Annotated in this window: 18 protein-coding genes; 9 read left to right on the top strand and 9 right to left on the bottom strand. The window is 73.8% G+C overall.

Going from position 1 to position 16,825, the window contains the following annotated elements:
- Positions 1–54: 54 nt before the first annotated feature.
- Positions 55–696 (top strand): NAD(P)-dependent oxidoreductase, encoded by a 642-nt coding sequence (locus ACN27D_RS21735; RefSeq protein WP_421499866.1) that lies wholly within the window; start codon positions 55–57, stop codon positions 694–696.
- 16 nt (positions 697–712) lie between these two features.
- Here the strand turns inward: ACN27D_RS21735 and ACN27D_RS21730 are convergent, their stop codons facing one another.
- Together ACN27D_RS21730 and ACN27D_RS21725 are read right to left on the bottom strand one after the other, a co-directional pair.
- A complete protein-coding gene (locus ACN27D_RS21730; RefSeq protein ID WP_030272926.1) occupies positions 713–1,177 on the bottom strand; it encodes a PPOX class F420-dependent oxidoreductase in 465 nt (154 codons plus the stop codon).
- A 32-nt stretch (positions 1,178–1,209) separates the two neighbouring features.
- Entirely contained in the window at positions 1,210–1,851 is a 642-nt protein-coding gene (locus tag ACN27D_RS21725; protein WP_091419014.1) for a DUF6642 family protein, read from the bottom strand.
- 257 nt (positions 1,852–2,108) lie between these two features.
- Between ACN27D_RS21725 and ACN27D_RS21720 the strand changes: the two genes are divergently transcribed.
- Positions 2,109–2,888 (top strand): D-Ala-D-Ala carboxypeptidase family metallohydrolase, encoded by a 780-nt coding sequence (locus tag ACN27D_RS21720; protein WP_120571431.1) that lies wholly within the window; start codon positions 2,109–2,111, stop codon positions 2,886–2,888.
- Positions 2,889–3,070: 182 nt separating this feature from the next.
- Here ACN27D_RS21720 and ACN27D_RS21715 read toward each other — a convergent pair whose 3' ends face one another.
- The 3 genes from ACN27D_RS21715 to ACN27D_RS21705 form a co-directional block, all read right to left on the bottom strand.
- Positions 3,071–3,589 carry a hypothetical protein gene (locus ACN27D_RS21715; RefSeq protein WP_393378402.1) on the bottom strand — a complete coding sequence of 173 codons (519 nt, stop codon included), beginning with the start codon at positions 3,587–3,589 and terminating at the stop codon, positions 3,071–3,073.
- A 108-nt stretch (positions 3,590–3,697) separates the two neighbouring features.
- On the bottom strand, positions 3,698–4,369 hold the full coding sequence (locus ACN27D_RS21710) for a response regulator (RefSeq protein WP_120571433.1): 672 nt from the start codon (positions 4,367–4,369) through the stop codon (positions 3,698–3,700).
- A complete protein-coding gene (locus ACN27D_RS21705; protein ID WP_421499865.1) occupies positions 4,366–5,604 on the bottom strand; it encodes a sensor histidine kinase in 1,239 nt (412 codons plus the stop codon). The genes ACN27D_RS21710 and ACN27D_RS21705 overlap by 4 nt, the downstream gene beginning before the upstream one ends.
- A gap of 132 nt (positions 5,605–5,736) precedes the next feature.
- Here ACN27D_RS21705 and ACN27D_RS21700 point away from each other — a divergent pair, with 132 nt between their 5' ends.
- The 4 genes from ACN27D_RS21700 to ACN27D_RS21685 all read left to right on the top strand — a co-directional run bounded on the left by ACN27D_RS21700 (position 5,737) and on the right by ACN27D_RS21685 (position 9,667).
- The gene (locus ACN27D_RS21700) at positions 5,737–6,636 is read left to right on the top strand and encodes an ABC transporter ATP-binding protein (protein ID WP_121684553.1); all 900 of its coding nucleotides are present in this window, start codon (positions 5,737–5,739) and stop codon (positions 6,634–6,636) included.
- Positions 6,633–7,418, top strand: coding sequence for an ABC transporter permease (locus tag ACN27D_RS21695; protein WP_421499864.1), 786 nt, complete (start codon positions 6,633–6,635; stop codon positions 7,416–7,418). Before ACN27D_RS21700 ends, ACN27D_RS21695 begins: the two co-directional genes overlap by 4 nt.
- Before the next feature lie 2 nt (positions 7,419–7,420).
- Positions 7,421–8,125 carry a YqeB family protein gene (locus ACN27D_RS21690; protein WP_120571436.1) on the top strand — a complete coding sequence of 235 codons (705 nt, stop codon included), beginning with the start codon at positions 7,421–7,423 and terminating at the stop codon, positions 8,123–8,125.
- Between the two features lie 120 nt (positions 8,126–8,245).
- On the top strand, positions 8,246–9,667 hold the full coding sequence (locus tag ACN27D_RS21685; protein ID WP_421499863.1) for an amino acid permease: 1,422 nt from the start codon (positions 8,246–8,248) through the stop codon (positions 9,665–9,667).
- 13 nt (positions 9,668–9,680) lie between these two features.
- Here ACN27D_RS21685 and ACN27D_RS21680 read toward each other — a convergent pair whose 3' ends face one another.
- Both ACN27D_RS21680 and ACN27D_RS21675 read right to left on the bottom strand, forming a co-directional pair.
- Positions 9,681–10,772 (bottom strand): serine hydrolase domain-containing protein, encoded by a 1,092-nt coding sequence (locus ACN27D_RS21680; RefSeq protein ID WP_421499862.1) that lies wholly within the window; start codon positions 10,770–10,772, stop codon positions 9,681–9,683.
- Between the two features lie 32 nt (positions 10,773–10,804).
- Positions 10,805–11,317 carry an ArsR/SmtB family transcription factor gene (locus ACN27D_RS21675; protein ID WP_252449675.1) on the bottom strand — a complete coding sequence of 171 codons (513 nt, stop codon included), beginning with the start codon at positions 11,315–11,317 and terminating at the stop codon, positions 10,805–10,807.
- Between the two features lie 158 nt (positions 11,318–11,475).
- Here ACN27D_RS21675 and ACN27D_RS21670 point away from each other — a divergent pair, with 158 nt between their 5' ends.
- From ACN27D_RS21670 to ACN27D_RS21660, 3 genes are read left to right on the top strand one after another with little or no spacing between them, the layout of a single operon-like run.
- Complete coding sequence (locus tag ACN27D_RS21670; protein ID WP_421499861.1) at positions 11,476–12,291, top strand: CDP-alcohol phosphatidyltransferase family protein; 816 nt, start codon at positions 11,476–11,478, stop codon at positions 12,289–12,291.
- A complete protein-coding gene (locus tag ACN27D_RS21665; RefSeq protein ID WP_421499860.1) occupies positions 12,288–14,003 on the top strand; it encodes a sulfatase in 1,716 nt (571 codons plus the stop codon). The genes ACN27D_RS21670 and ACN27D_RS21665 overlap by 4 nt, the downstream gene beginning before the upstream one ends.
- Positions 14,004–14,016: 13 nt before the next feature.
- The gene (locus ACN27D_RS21660) at positions 14,017–14,772 is read left to right on the top strand and encodes an FkbM family methyltransferase (RefSeq protein ID WP_421501182.1); all 756 of its coding nucleotides are present in this window, start codon (positions 14,017–14,019) and stop codon (positions 14,770–14,772) included.
- A 9-nt stretch (positions 14,773–14,781) separates the two neighbouring features.
- Here the strand turns inward: ACN27D_RS21660 and ACN27D_RS21655 are convergent, their stop codons facing one another.
- Both ACN27D_RS21655 and ACN27D_RS21650 read right to left on the bottom strand, forming a co-directional pair.
- Positions 14,782–15,783 carry an MBL fold metallo-hydrolase gene (locus ACN27D_RS21655; RefSeq protein WP_421499859.1) on the bottom strand — a complete coding sequence of 334 codons (1,002 nt, stop codon included), beginning with the start codon at positions 15,781–15,783 and terminating at the stop codon, positions 14,782–14,784.
- 147 nt (positions 15,784–15,930) lie between these two features.
- Positions 15,931–16,812, bottom strand: a complete 882-nt coding sequence (locus tag ACN27D_RS21650) for a serine hydrolase (protein WP_421499858.1) — start codon at positions 16,810–16,812, stop codon at positions 15,931–15,933.
- Positions 16,813–16,825: the final 13 nt, after the last annotated feature.

The following is a 16,825-nucleotide window of genomic DNA, read 5'->3' as shown; positions in this document are numbered from 1 at the left end:
CCGGTTCGGCGGAACTCCCCGCCGCCCGCCGGTGGGCTGCCTAGCCTGTGAGGCATGAGCGACATCGTCGTGTTCGGCGCCGGCGGGACGGCGGGCTCGCGGATCGCCGCCGAGGCGGTCGAGCGGGGGCACCGGGTGACAGCGGCGGTGCGCCGTCCGGAGGCGGTCGGCTACCTTCCCACCGGCGTACGCACGGTGACCGGCGACGCGACCTCGGCGCGGAGCGTACGCGAACTGGCCGAGGATGCGGATGTGCTGGTGGTGGCCATCGGCGGCGGCGAGCGGGACCTGTGGCGCGACGCCGCGCGGACGCTGGTCGGCACGCTGCGTGAGGTGCCGGATCCGCCGCGGGTGATCCACGTCGGCGGCGGCTCGACGCTGCTCACCCCGAAGGGCACCCGCTACCTGGACGAGCCGGACTTCCCGGAGGAGTACCGGGACTCGGCGCACGGCCAGGCCGACGCGCTGGAGTTCTACCGCTCCAGCGCCGACGGGGTGACCTGGACGTACGTCTCCCCGCCGCCGCTGGAGTTCCACCCGGGCGAGCGGACCGGTCACTACCGCACCGGCACCGACCACCCGGTGACCGACGCGCAGGGCCGTTCGGTGCTCACCTACGAGGACCTGGCGGTGGCGATCGTCGACGAGATCGAGAATCCCCGGTTCGGCAACACCCGGTTCACCGTCGCGTACTGATCCGGCGCGTACGGATTCAGTCGGCCAGCCGGGCGGGGAAGCCGCCGGTGGCGATCGGACCCCAGGACTCGATCGTGACGCGGATCAGCGACTTGCCCTGCGCGACCATCGCCGACCGGTACTCGTCCCAGTCCGGGTGCTCTCCGGAGATGCTGCGGAAGTACTCGACGAGCGGCTCCAGCGCCTCGGGCAGGTCGAGGACCTCGGCCACGCCGTCGACCTGCACCCACGGGCCGTTCCAGTCGTCGGAGAGCACGCACGCGGAGACGCGCGGGTCGCGGCGGATGTTGGCGACCTTGGCGCGCTCGGGATAGGTGGAGATCACCAGGCGGCCCTCGGCGTCCACGCCGCAGGCCACCGGGGAGGACTGCGGACGACCGTCGGAGCGGGTGGTCATGAGCACGACGTGGTGGCGGGGGCGGAGGAACTCGATCAGGGCGTCCCGGTCGACCCGGGTGTTCTTCGCGATGCTGCGTGCCATGCCCTCGGTTCTACCAGGCCCGCCGGTCGATCTCAGCGCGGACGTCCGGCGGCCCGCTGCGCGGTGACCTGCTCCGGCACGCGCGGGCGGGCCGAGGGCCGCCAGGCACGGCCGTTCGCGTAGATGACCCGGAAACCGAGGTACGCGGCGAGCGGCGCCCAGTGTGCCGAGCGCATCCGCACCTCGGCGGCGTTGTGCCGCTGACCGTTGGCCAGCACGTCGAGCAGCACGGTCTCGAAGGCGGCCGACTCGACCCAGTCCACCTCGCGGGTGAAGCCGCAGATCAGCGCCGCGCCGGTGACGTCGAGGAACTCGCGCAGCGTGGCGTCGGAGGCGCGCAGCACCGAGCAGCTGCCGAAGTAGAGGCGGCGGCCCTCGCAGCGGCCGGCCATCCGCTCGGCCACGTCCGACAGCTCGACCGAGTCCCAGTCGGTGAGGCAGAGCCGGCTCGGTTCGCCGTGCATGGCGAAGAAGCCCACCCGGTGATCCGCGTACTGCTTGAGCAGCCACCGGTCGACGAAGTAGAACAGCTCGTCGCGGGTGGCCGCGTCCTTGTGGATGTAGCGGATCCGGCCGAGCCGTTCGAGCAGGTCGAGCGTGGGCAGGACGGATCCTCGTTCGTTGAGGTCGCGGTGCCACTGCCCCTCGACGCAGAACACGCCGCCACGCGCCAACGCCCACCTCCCCGCCCGTCGAGGTCGCCGCCCGGGTCCGGGAGCAGACGTTACCGCTCACCTCCGACGGGCGACACCCGGCGGCGCGTACGCAAACAGGCACTATTCACCGGCAATATCCAGCAAACCGCCGAAGTGAGAACAATTTCGGCTAATCACCACGAAGAATCCTCGCACCTGTCACGGTGAGAGAGACGGGACGTACCGGTCGATGTGCCCGTCCCATCCCAGTTCCGCTCTGACATCGGGAGGACTCTGTGCGCGTCAACACCCTGAAGCGGGCGGCGGTCGCGTTCGCGCTGGCCCTGCCCGGGGCCGCCGTGGCGACAGTCGTGGCCGCGCCACCGGCGCACGCCGACGGCTGCTACACCTGGAAGCGGACGCTGTCCCAGGGAAGCTCCGGCGCCGAGGTCCGGCAGCTCCAGATCCGGGTGGCCGGCTGGGCCGCGTACGGCGGGATCGTCCGGGTCGACGGTGTGTACGGCCCGGAGACGGCCGCCGCGGTCAAGCGCTTCCAGGCCGCGTACGGGCTGCGCGCCGACGGCGTGGCCGGGCCGCAGACGTTCGCCAAGATCTACGACCTGCAGAAGGACAGCGACTGCACGCCCAAGCACTTCAGCTACGCCGAGCTGGACAACGGCTGCGGCAAGGGCGGGTGGGCCGGAGGTCCGCTCTCCTCGTCGGCCACCCGGGAGAACGCGCTGCGCACCATGTGGAAGCTGGAGGCGCTGCGGCGCAGCCTCGGCGACAAGCCGCTCTACGTGACCAGCGGGTTCCGCAGCATCGCCTGCAACCGGCAGGTCGGCGGCGCCGCGGACAGCCAGCACCTCTACGGCAACGCGGCCGACCTGATCGCCAAGCACCGCAGCCTCTGCGACATCGCCCGATCCGCTCGTGACCAGGGCTTCAGCGGCATCTACGGGCCCGGCTACCCGGACCACGACGACCACACGCACGTGGACTCGCGGCGGGAGAACAACCGGGACAAGGCGCCGAACACCAGGGACTGGTCCGCCCCGGACTGCGGCGTCAAGTGACACGGTGACGGCGGCCCGGCACGGGGGTGGGGGCTCCCCGGCCGGGCCGCCGCCGGCATGCTCCGGCACGACCGACGCCGCTCCGCGACGGGGCGTCGACGCGACCGGAACCGGGCGCCGGGCGTCAGCTCACCCGGGCCGGCGGGCCCGGGGGCGGTCGGCCCGGAACCGGGCGGCGGGAGTCAGCTCGCCCGGGGCCAGCGGGGCCGGGCGGCGGGAGCCGGCCGCCCGGCGACAGGGCGCAGACCGGGCCGCACCGGCGGCGTCGCGACCCGCGGGACCGGACCGCGCGCCGCCTGGGCCGCGGCGGCGGGACGGGCGACCTGACCGGGTACGCCCGGCCGACCCGCCTGACCGGCCGGACGGGCGACCTGACCGGCGGCCGGACGGGCGCCGGACGGGCCGGTCAGCACGAACGGGAAGGGCACGTGCACGAACGGGTTGCCGTGCCGGATCAGCGCGTCGATCTGACGGTCGTTGAGACCGTGTGTCTCCAGCACCCGCCGGCCCCAGCGATGCAACCGGCAGGGGAACGACGACCCGTCGTTGCGGCACTTCGGCCCCGCGGGCCACTCCTCGGCGGCGTGCACCACCACCGCCCGGACCGCGAGGCGGACGTCCTCGGGGGTCAACGGCGCCGGTACCGGCACCTCGCCCAGGATCTGGTCGATGGGGTCCGTCGACTGCTCACCAACTCGCACGGCAGGCCTCCCGCAGCTCGGCAGCGGTACGGCGGAACGGCCGCACCACATCCTCGACCACTGGTACGGCCGGAGAACGGCAGCAGTTCAATCCCGCCGTGCGGCGAGTCAGACCAGGCCGGCGTCCTGGACCAGCAGGGCCACCTGCACGCGGTTGTTCAGATCGAGCTTCGTCAGCAGCCGCGACACGTACGCCTTCACGGTCGCCACGCTCATGAACAGCTCGGCGGAGATCTCCGCGTTGGTCCGGCCCCGGCCGAGCAGCACCGCGACCTCCCGTTCCCGTTCGGAGAGCCCGTCGAGCAGCCGTACCGCCCGCTCCCGCTTCGGGTCCGCGCCGGGCACCGGCGCGGTGCCGGTGACGTGCGCGATGAGCTTGCGGGTCACCGCCGGGGACAGCGTCGCCTCCCCCGCCGCGACCCGGCGTACCGCGGCCACGATCTCGGCCGGCGGGGTGTCCTTGAGCAGGAATCCGCTCGCCCCGGCGCGCAGCGCCCGCAGCACCTGCTCGTCGGCGTCGAAGGTGGTGAGCACCAGCACCTCGGGCGGTTCGGCTGTGGCACGCAGCGCCTCGGTGGCGGCCAGCCCGTCGACGCGGGGCATGCGGATGTCCATCAGCACCACGTCCGGGGCGTGTGCGGCGACCGCCGCCGGCACCTCGGCACCGTCGGCGGCCTCGCCGACCACAGCCAGGTCGGGTACGCCGCCGAGGATCATCGACAGCGCGCCGCGGACCAGCGGGTCGTCGTCGACGATGAGCACCCGCACCGGCGCGCTCACTGAGCCGCCGCCCAGGGCAGCCAGGCGGTCAGCCGGAACGCGCCGTCGGCGTCCCGCCCGTGTTCGAGGCGGCCACCGGCGAGCGTGACCCGCTCCGCGATCCCGACCAGCCCGGTGCCGGTGCCCGGGATAGCGGTCGCGGGCGCACCGACGGGCCACGGGTTGACGATCTCCACCGCCAGCCCTTCCCCCGGGCCGCCGGCGAGCCGGACCGTCACCACCGCGCCCGGTGCGTGCTTGCGGGCGTTGGTCAGCCCCTCCTGCACGATCCGGTACGCGCTGCGCCCGATCGCCGCGGGCACCGCCTCCGGCTCGGCCACCTCGTCGACCACGCCGACCCGTACCCCGGCGTCGCGGCTCTCGGCGACGAGCGCGGGCACGTCGGCGAGGGTGGGCTGCGGCCGTTCCGGCGTGGCCTCGGAGCCGACCTCGGCCCGCAGCACGCCGATCACCTCGCGCAGGTCCTGGAGCGCGGCGTGCGCGCTGGCCCGGATCACCCCGGCCGCCCGCGCCACCTCCTCCGGCGGCGCGTCCGGCCGGAACTCCAGCGCGCCCGCGTGCAGGCTGAGCAGGGAGATCCGGTGCGCGAGCACGTCGTGCATCTCGCGGGCGATCCGGCCGCGTTCGAGCTGCCGGGCCTGGTCGAGCCGGAGTTGCTGCTCGGCCTCGGCCCGCTCGGCGCGGTCGCGCAGCGACAGCACCAGCTGGCGGCGGGCCCTGACGAACAGCGCCCAGGCCACCACCACGCCGATGAACAGCGCGGTCCAGATCACCGAACCCCAGAACGGCATCGTCGGGTCGGGCCGGACGGCGAGGTAGACCGGCAGGCTCAGCACGTTCCACGCCGCCAGGGCCAGACCCACCGGCAGCGGCCGGTGCACGAGCACGGTGAACGTGATGACGAGCAACGCGACGCCGGAGGTGACCGAGAAGAACACGAGCGGCGCGGTCGCCACCGCCAGCCCGACCGGCCAGCGCCGGCGCAGCCAGAGCGCGCCGCTGACGAGCAGGCCGACGAGCAGGTCGACCTCCTCCAGCCAGGCCGGACCGGCGTTGAGCCCGAACTCCGGGGTGGCGCTGGTCACGTCGCCGTGCGCGATCAGCACCCAGAGCAGCGAGGCCACGAACAGCACGCCGTCCACGAACCAGTCCCGGGGCGTCCGACGGGCGGCCCGGGCGGGCACCAGGGAACCCGGCAGGAGCCAGGGATGATCGGGTACGGCGGCGCTGGTCACCCGTCCATGCTAGGAAGCCGTCCGGACCGGCTACCAGCTACCAAAGTCGACGCCTGCGGTGAACCGAGGTCGACGGCGGCGCAGACCGCCGGCCGCAGCGCGTGACCGGATGACCCCGGCAGGCTCGACGGCATGATCGAAGTCGACCAGCTCACCAAGCGGTACGGCCCGCACACCGCCGTCGAGGACGTCACGTTCCGGTGCGAACCGGGTTCGGTGACCGGTTTCCTCGGGCCGAACGGCGCCGGGAAGTCCACCACGATGCGGATGATCTGCGGGATGACGCCGCCCACCTCGGGCGGCGCGACAGTTGGCGGCCGCCCGTACCGGCAGCTGCCCAACCCGGGGCGGGAGATCGGCGTGCTGCTCGACGCCTCGGCGCAGCACACCGGGCGGACCGGACGGGAGACGCTCACGCTCGCCGCCCGCACCATGGGCGTCGACCGGGGGCGGGTGGCGGCGGCACTCGACCAGGTCGGACTGAACGACACCGCGGCCCGGCGCCGCGTCGGCGCGTACTCCCTGGGCATGCGGCAGCGGCTCGGCCTGGCGCTGGCGCTGCTGGGGGACCCCCGGGTCCTGATCCTGGACGAGCCGGCCAACGGCCTCGACCCGGAGGGGATCTTCTGGATGCGCGGCCTGCTGCGCGACTTCGCCGACCGGGGCGGCACGGTGCTGCTCTCCTCGCACCTGCTGCGCGAGGTGGAGGCGGTGGCCGACCGGCTGGTGGTGATCGGCGGCGGCCGGGTGGTCGCCCAGGGCGGCAAGGACGAGCTGCTCGCGGGTGCCGGCACGCTCGTCCGCGCCCGCGACGCGCACGCCCTGCGCCTGACGCTGGAGCGGGCCGCGCTGCCGGCCACCGCCGGCACCGACGGCGGCTTCGTCGTCCGGGCCGAGCCGGGCGAGGTCGGCCAGGCCGCGGCGGACGCCGGACTGGTCCTCACCGAGCTGCGCCCGGCCGGCAGCGGCGGCCTGGAACAGCTCTTCCTCACCCTCACCGCCGGCGCGTCGACCAAGGAGGCCGTCCGATGACCACCGCCACCCGCAGCCCTGCACCACCGCGACCCGAGGTCGCCGTCGCCGGACCGACGCTGGCCCGGCTGACCGCCGTGGAGCTGCGCAAGCTCGCCGACACCCGGGCCGGGCGCTGGTTGCTGATCGCGATCGGCCTGATCGCGGCCGTGATCGTGGTGGTGCAGCTGTTCGTCCTCGACGCGCCGGACCAGACGTTCACCGCGTTCTTCACGCCGTCGCTGCTGCCGGTCGGGCTGCTCCTGCCGGTGCTCGGCATCCTCTCCATCACCGGCGAGTGGTCGCAGCGCAGCGCGCTCACCACGTTCGCGCTGGTGCCCCGCCGGGAGCGGGTGATCGTCGCCAAACTCGCCGCGGTGGTGCTCGCCGCGCTCGCCTCGGTGCTCGTCAGCCTGGCGGTCGCCGCCGTCGGCACGCTCGCCGCCGGCGCCACCGGCGGGGCGGGAGCCTGGACGTTCGACTGGCGACTGCTGCCGCACGCGGCCGTGTTCCAGGTGGTGAACGTGCTGATGGGTGCCGGTTTCGGCCTGCTGCTGCTGAACACGCCGCTGGCGATCGTCACCTACCTGCTGCTGCCCACCGTGTGGAGCCTGCTGTCCGCGATGATCTCCGCGCTGCGGGAGCCGGCCCGCTGGCTGGACACCTCGCTCACCATGGAGCCGCTGCTCGGCGCCGAGATGACCGGCGGGCAGTGGGGCCGGCTCGGCGTATCGCTGGCCGTCTGGGTGCTCCTGCCGCTGGCCGCCGGCCTGGTCCGCACCATGCGCCGGGAGGTGTCCTGACCGTGGCCGCCTGGCAACCCGGGGAGGATGTCGTCGTCGACGGCGGACGCGGCGAGCTGGTGCTGTTCTGGGCGGGATTCCCGCTGTTCGGGGCGGGGCTGGCAGCCGGGCTGACCGCGCTGTCCGGCTGGATCGCCGGGCTGGCCTGGTTCCCGTTCCAGGGCCTGTTCGAGCTGCTCGCCCGGTGGCCGGACGAGCGGTCGTACCCGATCGGGATCGGGGTGGGCGTGCTCGGCGGCCTGATCCTGGCGGTGGTGGCGGTCCGCGAGCGGCTGACCGTCACGGTCGGCCACCGGTCGGTACGGCTGCACCGCGACGGGCACGGCCGTGACCTCGCCCGCGCCGACGTGGCCGGGGTGTTCGTCGACGGCAGGGCACTGGTGCTGCTGGACACCGCCGGCGGCGAGCTGGCCCGGGAGAAGTCCGACCTGGACGCCGAGCGGTTGCGCGCGGCTTTCACCCGGCAGGGCTGGCCGTGGACCGGCCAGGACCCGCACCGGGACGCGTACAGGCGCTGGGTGGAAGGGCTGCCCGGCCTGCCGCCCGGCGCGGACGCCCTGCTGCGCGCCCGGCAGCGGGCGCTCGACGGCGGCCACGACGCCGAGACCCGGGAGCTGCACGGGGAGCTGGCCCGGCTCGGCGTCGTGGTCCGCGACGAGGGCAAACGGCAGTACTGGCGGCTGGTCGCCGGTCCGCCGCCGGGGTGATCGCTGCCGTCGCGCTGCGATCTTCGCGCCGAGGATTTACGTTCGTCCATGGCGGGGTCGCGGCTCGTCGGACGCGGTGGCCCCGGGGCGGTACGACGCGGGCGACGGGGAGGGGCCGGCATGGCGGTGGGACAGGGCATCTTCCGGCGCAAGCCGGTCGAGCAGATCGCCGACGAGACCGACGAGGGCCTCTCCCGTGAACTGGGGTTGTGGCAGCTCACCGCGATCGGGGTCGGCGGCATCATCGGCGCGGGCATCTTCGCGCTGGCCGGGGCGGTGGCGAACGAGACCGCCGGCCCGGCCGTGCTGGTGTCGTTCCTGATCGCCGGTCTGGCCAGCGCCGCCGCCGCACTGTCGTACGCGGAGTTCGCCGGCATGATCCCCAAGGCCGGGTCGGCCTACACCTACGGGTACGCGGTGCTGGGCGAGGCGGTCGGCTGGTTCATCGGCTGGGACCTGCTGCTGGAGTACACGGCGATCGTCGCCGTCGTGGCCATCGGCATCTCCGGCTACTTCGGCTTCCTCGTCAACGAGCTGGGCGCGGACCTGCCGGCGTGGATGCTCGGCGCGCCCGGCACCGGCGACGGGCACCGGGTGGACCTGTTCGCGGTGGCGCTCTGCCTGCTCATCGCGTTCCTGCTGACCCGGGGCATCAGGGCCGCCGCGCGGTTCGAGACGTTCGTGGTGGGCCTCAAGGTCGCCGTCGTGCTGCTGGTGATCGTGGTCGGCTTCTTCCACGTGAAGACGGCCAACTACTCGCCGTTCTTCCCGTTCGGCGTCGGCGGCGCGGTCACTGGCGCGGCCACCGTCTTCTTCGCCGTCTTCGGGTACGACGCGATGAGCACCGCCGCGGAGGAGTCACGGGACGCCCGCCGGCACATGCCCAAGGCGATCATCTGGTCGCTGGTCATCTCGATGGTGCTGTACGTGCTGGCCACGCTGGTGCTCACCGGCATGCAGAACTACCGGGACATCGACCCGGAGAGCGGCTTCTCCTCCGCGTTCGCCTCGGTCGGGCTCTCCGGGCTGGCCAGTGTGATCGCGGTCGGGGCGATCATCGGCATCCTCACCGTGATGTTCACGTTCATGCTCGGCGTGACCCGGGTGTGGTTCTCGATGAGCCGGGACGGGCTGCTGCCCGGCTGGTTCGCCAAGGTCCACCCGGTACGCCGGGTACCGACCCGGGTCACCTGGATCGTCGGCGTCGGCTCGGCGCTGATCGCCGGTTTCCTGCCGATCCGGCAGGCCGCCGAGCTGACGAACATCGGCATCCTGCTGGCGTTCGTGGTGGTGTGCGTGGCGGTGATCGTGCTGCGCTACCGCCGCCCGGACGCCCCGCGTACGTTCCGGCTCCCCGGCATGCCCGTGGTCCCGGCCCTCGGCGTGATCTTCTCGATCTGGCTGATCACGTTCCTCGACCCGGTGACGTGGCTGCGGTTCGGCGCCTGGTTCCTGCTCGGCGCGATCGTCTACGCGCTGTACGGCTACCGCCGTTCGGCGCTGGCCCGGCGCGAGCAGGACACCGCCGACCGGACGCGGTGACCGCCGCGTCACCTCAGACGAGCAGTCGCAGGCCGATCGGGTCCACGTCGCGTGTGGTGTTGCCGAGCACCACCACACCTCGGTCGGCGGCCCGGTCGAAGCCCAGGAAGGCCCGGAAGCCACTGGTGCCCCCGTTGTGCCAGACGATCTCCCGGTCGCCGTACCGGCTGGTGAACCAGCCGTACCCGACGCGGCGGTCCTTCCCGGCGTCGAAGCGGGGCGTGGCGGCGTCGGCGCCGGGGGCGGTGCCGGCGAGCATCGCGGCGGTGAGCCGGGCCAGGTCCTCAGCCGTGGACCAGATTCCGATGCCGGCCGGGGCGTAGCCCGCGCCCAGCCACGGGTCGGCGGCCCGGCCGGCGGCGGTGGCGCCCTCGGCCCGCCCGCCCGGCAGGTGCCCGGCCTCGGTGGCGGCCAGCGTGGCGTTCATCTTCAGTGGACGCAGCACGTCCCGGCGCAGCAGTTCCGGATAGCCGACGCCGGCCCGGGCCGCCAGCGCCTGGCCGAGCAGCGCCGCGCCGAAGTTCGAGTAGGAGACGGTGCCGCGGTCTCCGCCCGGCTCGGTGTTCGCGGCGACGGCGACGATCCGGTCGACGTCGTAACCGGCGTACGGGTTTCCGGCCGTGGACGCCGCCCACCAGGTGCGGACCATCGCGCCCGCGGAGTCGAGCGCCAGCCGGGGCAGCCCGGCCCGGTGACTGGCCAGTTCGGCGAGCGTGACCTCACCGGCCGGACCGGTCACGCCGGGCAGGACGGCGGCCAGCCGGTCGTCGGGGTCGACCGCACCGGCCGCCACCTGCCGGGCCAGGAGCATCCCGGTGAGCGGCTTGACGAGCGAGCCGATCTCGAACGGTGTGCCCGGTTCGACGGCCGGCCCGCCGCGAGCCCGGTCGCCGAGGCCCGCGACGCGGACCCGGTCGCCCTCGATCACCGCCACCGCGAGGCCGCGCAGTCCTTCGGGGTCGTCCACGGCGGCGCGGACGGTCGCGGCCAGGTCCGCGTCGCCGGTCCGCTGCGGGCCCAGGCGGGGCGGCCGGGGCTTCCGGACCGCCGCCACGGCCGAGGCGGCGAGGCCGGCGGCGACGGCGAGAACGATCGGGGTACGCATGGCGCTGCCTTCCGTCGAAGTGGCCGGCCGGGTCAGCGGCGGGCGGCGGTGAGGATGGCCAGCAGCGGCACCGCCCGCTCGGGCGGTATGTCGTAGCGCCCGCGGGCGCCGCTGCGCAGCCAGCCGGCGGCGGCGAGTTGGCGCAGGTGGTGATGGAGCTGGCCGGTGGTGCCGATCCCGTCGAGGCCGGCCAGTTCGGCGGTGCCGCGCCGCCCGCCGAGGATCTCGCGCAGCAGCCGCAGCCGCACCGGATGCGCCAGCGCGGTGAGCGTGCCGGCCAGTGCCGGCCAGTCGTCGTCGAGCAGGTCGTCGACTGTGGCGCCGTACTGCCAGTCGTAGTTCCGGTCCCCGGTGCGGACGGTGCCGGTGTAGAGCACCGCACCGGCACCGTCGGCGGGAATTCGCTGCTTCAGGCCGCCGAGTGCCCAGAGGGCGTCGGTCGGCGCGGCCTCGCCGGCCGGCGTGCCGGCTCCGGCGTCCCGCTCGCCGGCCAGCCGGGCCACCTGCGCCTCCAGGGCCGCGAGCCGTTCCTCCACGCTTGCCATGGCAGCGATAGTACGGAAGTACGTACTTACGTTCAAGCGAACAAACGCGGGGAGCTGCGGGTGCCGCTGCTTCTGCTGGCGCGTTTCCGGTATCAGAACGAACTGTTCGGGCATGTTCTCCGTACACAGGTGTGGTTCGTGACGTCTACCTCGGAGGCATGGTGTCCGCACTTCGAACTGATCCATTCGCGGGGGCGATTCTCCAGGTTGGCGTACTCGCGGCCCTGGCCGGCACGGTCGGCCTGAGCGCGTACGGCTGGCTGACCGGTCTGCTCTTCGGGGTGGTGACGGTCGCGGCGCTCGGATACGGGCTGCGCCGTTCGGGCGCGGACCGGCTCGGGCCGGCGGACTGGGTGACGCTCACCCGGGCGACGCTCACCGGCGGTGTGGCCGCGTTGACTGTCGACTCGTTCCGCGAGCCGATCGTGGTGCCGGTCCTGGTCGCGCTGAGCGCGGTGGCGCTGTCGCTCGACTGGGTGGACGGGCAGGTGGCCCGCCGTACCGGCACGGTGAGCGCGCTGGGCGCCCGGTTCGACATGGAGGTCGACTCCTTCCTCGTCCTGGTCCTCTGCGGGTACGTCGCCGACCAGGTGGGCGCCTGGGTGCTGGTGATCGGCGCGATGCGGTACGTCTTCGTCGCCGCCGGCTGGGTGCTGCCGTGGATGCGCGGGTCGCTGCCGCCGCGCTACTGGCGCAAGGTGGTCGCCGCCACGCAGGGCATCGCGCTGGCGGTGGTGGCGGCGGGCGTCCTGCCCCGGCCGCTCGCCGTCGCGGTGCTTCTCGGCGCGCTCGCGCTGCTGGTCGAGTCGTTCGGCCGTGACGTCGGCTGGCTGTGGCGGCACCGCGTACGCCCGGCGCCGCGCGCGCTCCCGGCCGCGCCGGTCTCCCCCGCCCCGGCGGGCCACCGGCCCGAGTGGACGCCGGGCGTGCGGATCGCGCGCCAGCCCGCCGAGGTCGGCGGTCGGCACCGGTGACCGACCTGTCCCGCCCGGCGGACGGCGACGACGCCCCGGACGCCACCACAACCGACGACAACGAGACCGGCACCACGACCGGCGACGCGCCGGCGCCGGGGCGGCGGCGCGCCCGGCGGGTGCTCGCCGCCACGGTCACCGCGCTCGCCGCCGCGCTCGTGCTGGTGGCACTCGTCGCGCCGAGCGACGTCAACGAGTTCAGCCCGGGCGCGTTCCTGCGCGTCCCGGTGGAAGGGCTGATCGCCGTCGCCCTGCTGCTGGTCCTGCCGGCACGTCCGCGCCGGGTCGTGGCCACGGTTCTCGGCGCGCTGCTCGGCCTGGTCCTCGTCCTCAAGGTCACCGACCTCGGGTTCTCGCTGGTCCTGGACCGCCCCTTCGACCTGATCGCCGACTGGACGTTCCTCGGCGCGGGCGCGGAGTTCCTGTCCGAGTCGTACGGTCGCGCCGCCGAGGTGGGCGCGGTGGCGCTGGCAGTGGTCGCGGTCCTCGCCGTACCGCTGCTGGTGACGCTGTCGGTGCGGCGGGTGACCCGGGTCGTGGCCGGCCACCGGGTGGTGACCGCGCGCGCGACCACCGCGTTCGCCGCCGCCTGGGTGGTCTGCGCCGTGCTCGGCGCGCAGATCGTGCCGGGCGTCCCGGTCGCCGCCGACACGGTGGCGGCCGGTCTCTACGACCGGGCCCGGCAGGTACGGGCGGGCCTCAACGACCAGGAGACGCTGAACACGCAGCTCGCCGGCGACCCGTTCCAGGACGTGCCGGGCGAGCAGTTGCTGACCGCGTTGCGCGGCAAGGACGTGCTGTTCACGTTCGTGGAGAGCTACGGCCGGGTCGCGCTGGAGGATCCGGACCTCGCGCCGGAGGTGGACGCCGTCCTGGACGAGGGCACCCGGCAGTTGCGCGCGGCCGGATACGGCAGCCGCAGCGCGTTCCTCACCTCGTCCACCACCGGCGGCGGAAGCTGGCTCGCGCACGCCACGCTGATGAGCGGCATCCGGGCGGACAACCAGTTGCGCTACACCAACCTGGTCCGCAGCGACCACCTGACCCTCAACGGCGCGTTCAAGCGCGCCGGCTGGCGGACCACGCTGGTCATGCCGGCGCTCACCCGCGCCTGGCCGGAGGCCGACTTCTTCTCCCCGGACCAGGTGTACGGCATGAAGGAACTCGGCTACCGGGGGCCGCTGTTCAGCTTCTCCTCACCGCCGGACCAGTACACGCTGTCGACGTTCCAGCGCCGCGAGCGCGGACCCGGGCACGCCCCGGTGATGGCCGAGATCCCGTTGCTGTCCAGCCACGTGCCGTGGACGCCGGTACCGCCGCTCGTCGACTGGGACGACGTCGGCGACGGCTCGGTGTACAAGGGGACCGCACGCGCCGACCGCTCGGCGGAGGGCACCCGGGAGGCGTACCGGCGCGCGGTTGTCTACTCGCTGCGCACGCTCATCTCCTACGTCCAGCGGTACGGCGACGAGAACCTGGTGCTCGTGTTCCTCGGCGACCACCAGCCGGCCCGGGCGGTCACCGGCGAGGGCGCCGGCAAGGACGTGCCGATCACAGTCGTCGCGAAGGACCCGGCAGTGCTCGACCGGATCGCCGGGTGGGGGTGGCAGGACGGCCTCAACCCCGGCCCGCAGGCCCCGGTCTGGCCGATGGAGTCGTTCCGCGACCGGTTCCTGAACGCGTACGGACCGAAGTCCACCACTCACAGTTAGGGATGTCGTGACGATGCTCGCTCGGGCCTGGGGGATCACCCGTTCCCTGGCCGTCTACCACGGTCAGCCGGCCAAGCACCGGCGTGCCCGGCAGCTCTACGGGCAGTTCCTCTCCCCCGGCGACCTCGGCTTCGACATCGGCGCCCACGTGGGCGGCCGGGTGCGTACCTGGCGGCGGCTGGGCGCGCGGGTGGTCGCTGTCGAGCCGCAGCCGGACTGCCTGCGGGTGCTGCGCCTGGGCTTCGGGCGGGACGCCGACGTGACGATCGAGCCGACGGCGGTCGGTGCGCGGTCCGGGAGCGCGCGGCTGGAGCTGTCCAGCGCGACGCCGACGGTGTCCACCATGTCGTCGTCGTGGATCGAGTCGGTCACCGCCGACCCGAGCTTCGCCGGGGTCCGCTGGGACCGGTCGGTCGAGGTGCCGGTGGTGACGCTGGACGACCTGATCGCGCGGCACGGCGTACCGGCGTTCTGCAAGGTCGACGTCGAGGGCTTCGAGGTCGACGTGCTGTCCGGCCTGAGTCACCCGGTGCGCGGGCTGTCCTTCGAGTACCTGCCGCCCGCGCACGACGCCGCGCTGGCCGCGTTGGAGCTGGTGGAACGGCTGGGCGCGACGGCGGGCGGCTACCGCTACAACTACTCGCCGGTGGAGACCATGCGGTTCGCGAGCGACCGGTGGCTGGACGCGGCCGGGCTGGTACGCCTGCTGGAGACGTACCGCCCGGCCGGTCGCTCCGGCGACGTCTACGCCCGGCTGGCGGCCTCCTGAGCGGCGCCGTCAGAACCGGTACGCGGTGTGGTACTCCGGCACCAGCACGCGGCTGCGCGGCGAGACCCGGCGCACCTCGGCGACGAGGGCGTCGAGGCGTTCCCGGTCGCTGTCGGCGACAGTCGGCGGGTTGGTGAGCGGCGTCTCGAAGTTGTCCCAGTGCACCGGAACCACGACCTTCGGACGGTCCAGCGCGGCCATCAGCCGGGGCACGTAGTCGGCGGTCGCCGTGGTGGCGGCGGAGGCGACCATCGCGACGTCCGGGGCGAGCCCGCTCAGCTTGCGCTCGTCGAAGTCGCTGGCACCCATGAAGAACACGGCCGGGCCGCCGTCGATCCGGATCTGGTACGCCAGCGTGTCGCCCTCGGGCAGGTCGGCGATCGTCTCCGGACGGGGCGGCCGGCTGACCCGTACCCCGGGGAAGGCCATCGACCAGGTGGGATTCCGGCTGTGCAGCGAGCCGACCACCTCCACCGTGTACCCGTCGAAGTCGAGCACCTCGCCGCCCTTGACCGGGGCCAGTTGCCCGGTCGGCAGCCCGTACGCCAGGCCGAGGTGATAGGCGGTGAGCGTGCCGAAGACCCGGGCGCCGGTCCGGGCGGCGATGTGCGGCACGTCGTTGAAGTGGTCCCAGTGGGTGTGGGTGACGAAGATGTTCTCCGCCCGGTCGGCGAGCCGGTCGACCACGTCGGCGGCCACTGTCAGCCCGGTGTCGGGGTTGAACGGCTTCCGGAACAGCCCGGTGTCGTACCGGCTCAGGTACGGGTCGACGAGCACCGTCCGGTCCCCGATGTCGATGCGCCAGCCGGAGGTCCCCCACCAGCGGAAGGTCACCGCGCCGCCGCGTCGCGTACCGCCGGCGGCGCGGCTCGGCGCGGCGGCAGGGCTCGGCCCGGCCGCTTCCGCCGGGGCGGCGGCGACGAGGCCGGCGGTGGAGACGGCGGCGGCGCCGACGGCGGTGTCGCGCAGGAATCGACGGCGGGCGTAGCCGGACGGCCGGTTCTCGGGCATGTGTCGTCCTCCCCGTTCGGGATCGGTGATCGGTGATCGGTAGGCCCAGACCACCACCCCGCCGGCGTCGATGTCCAAGATCGACGAGCGCAACGACCGATATCCGGACCGATATCACCGCAGGCCAGGCCGGTGGCCCGGTCCGGATCAACGCAATGAATCGACGGCGGTCCGGGCCGCCTCCCCCATCGCCAGGTCCACGTCGATCCGGCGGGCGGCCAGCCGTTGCGTACGTACCGCCACCGCGATCGCATACCTGCGACCGTCGGGGTACTCCGCGACGCCGGCTTCGAGGTGCAGCCCCGGCAGGGTGCCGGTCTTCCCGGCGACCCGGACCCCGGGTGGGAAGCCGGCGGCCAGCCGGGTCCAGAAGAGTTGCCGTGCCATCAGCTCCCGGACCATGGCGCACGCGGGCGCCGGCCCGGCCTCGTCCCGCCACACCAGACGGAGCAGCCGGGTCAGCTCGCGGGCGGTGCTGGAGCTGGTGTGCTCGGGGTCGAAGACCCGCATCGCGCGGATCCGTTCGGGCGACAGGGTGGGGAAGATCCGCGCGAAGTCCGCCTCGGTGCGTGCGCCCACGTCGGAGAGCATCGTCTCGACGAGTTGCCGAGGGCCGCCGACGATCCGGGTGCGCGGCAGGTCCAGCTCCGCGGCCAGCATCGGCAGCACGTCCGCGCCGACCCGGCGCAGCAGGAGGTCGGCCGCCGTGTTGTCACTCACCGACATGGCCAGGTACGCGAGGTCACGCAGGGAGATCTCGACGTCGTCGGCGCAGCCGGCCACACCCCAGCCGCCGAGCCGGTCGGCGGGACCGACCACCACCCGTTCGGTCGGGTCGAGCTGCCCGGCGGCGGCCTGCCGGGCGAACTCCAGCACCAGCATGATCTTGAAGATGGACGCGATGACGATCTGCTCGTCGGCGCGCAGCGCCACCTCACCGCCGGCTGGGTCGTCCACGTCCACGACGTGCAGGCAACCTCGCAACCCGGCCCGCCCGAAGATCTCCGCGACCCGCTCCCCCGCATCCACGCCGACACGGTAA

The sequence above is a fragment of the Micromonospora sp. WMMD1274 genome (genome assembly GCF_049179035.1).
GTDB lineage: Bacteria > Actinomycetota > Actinomycetes > Mycobacteriales > Micromonosporaceae > Micromonospora > Micromonospora tulbaghiae.
The sequence above is the reverse complement of the archived record's forward strand: the minus strand, read 5'-3'. Positions and strand labels throughout refer to the sequence as shown.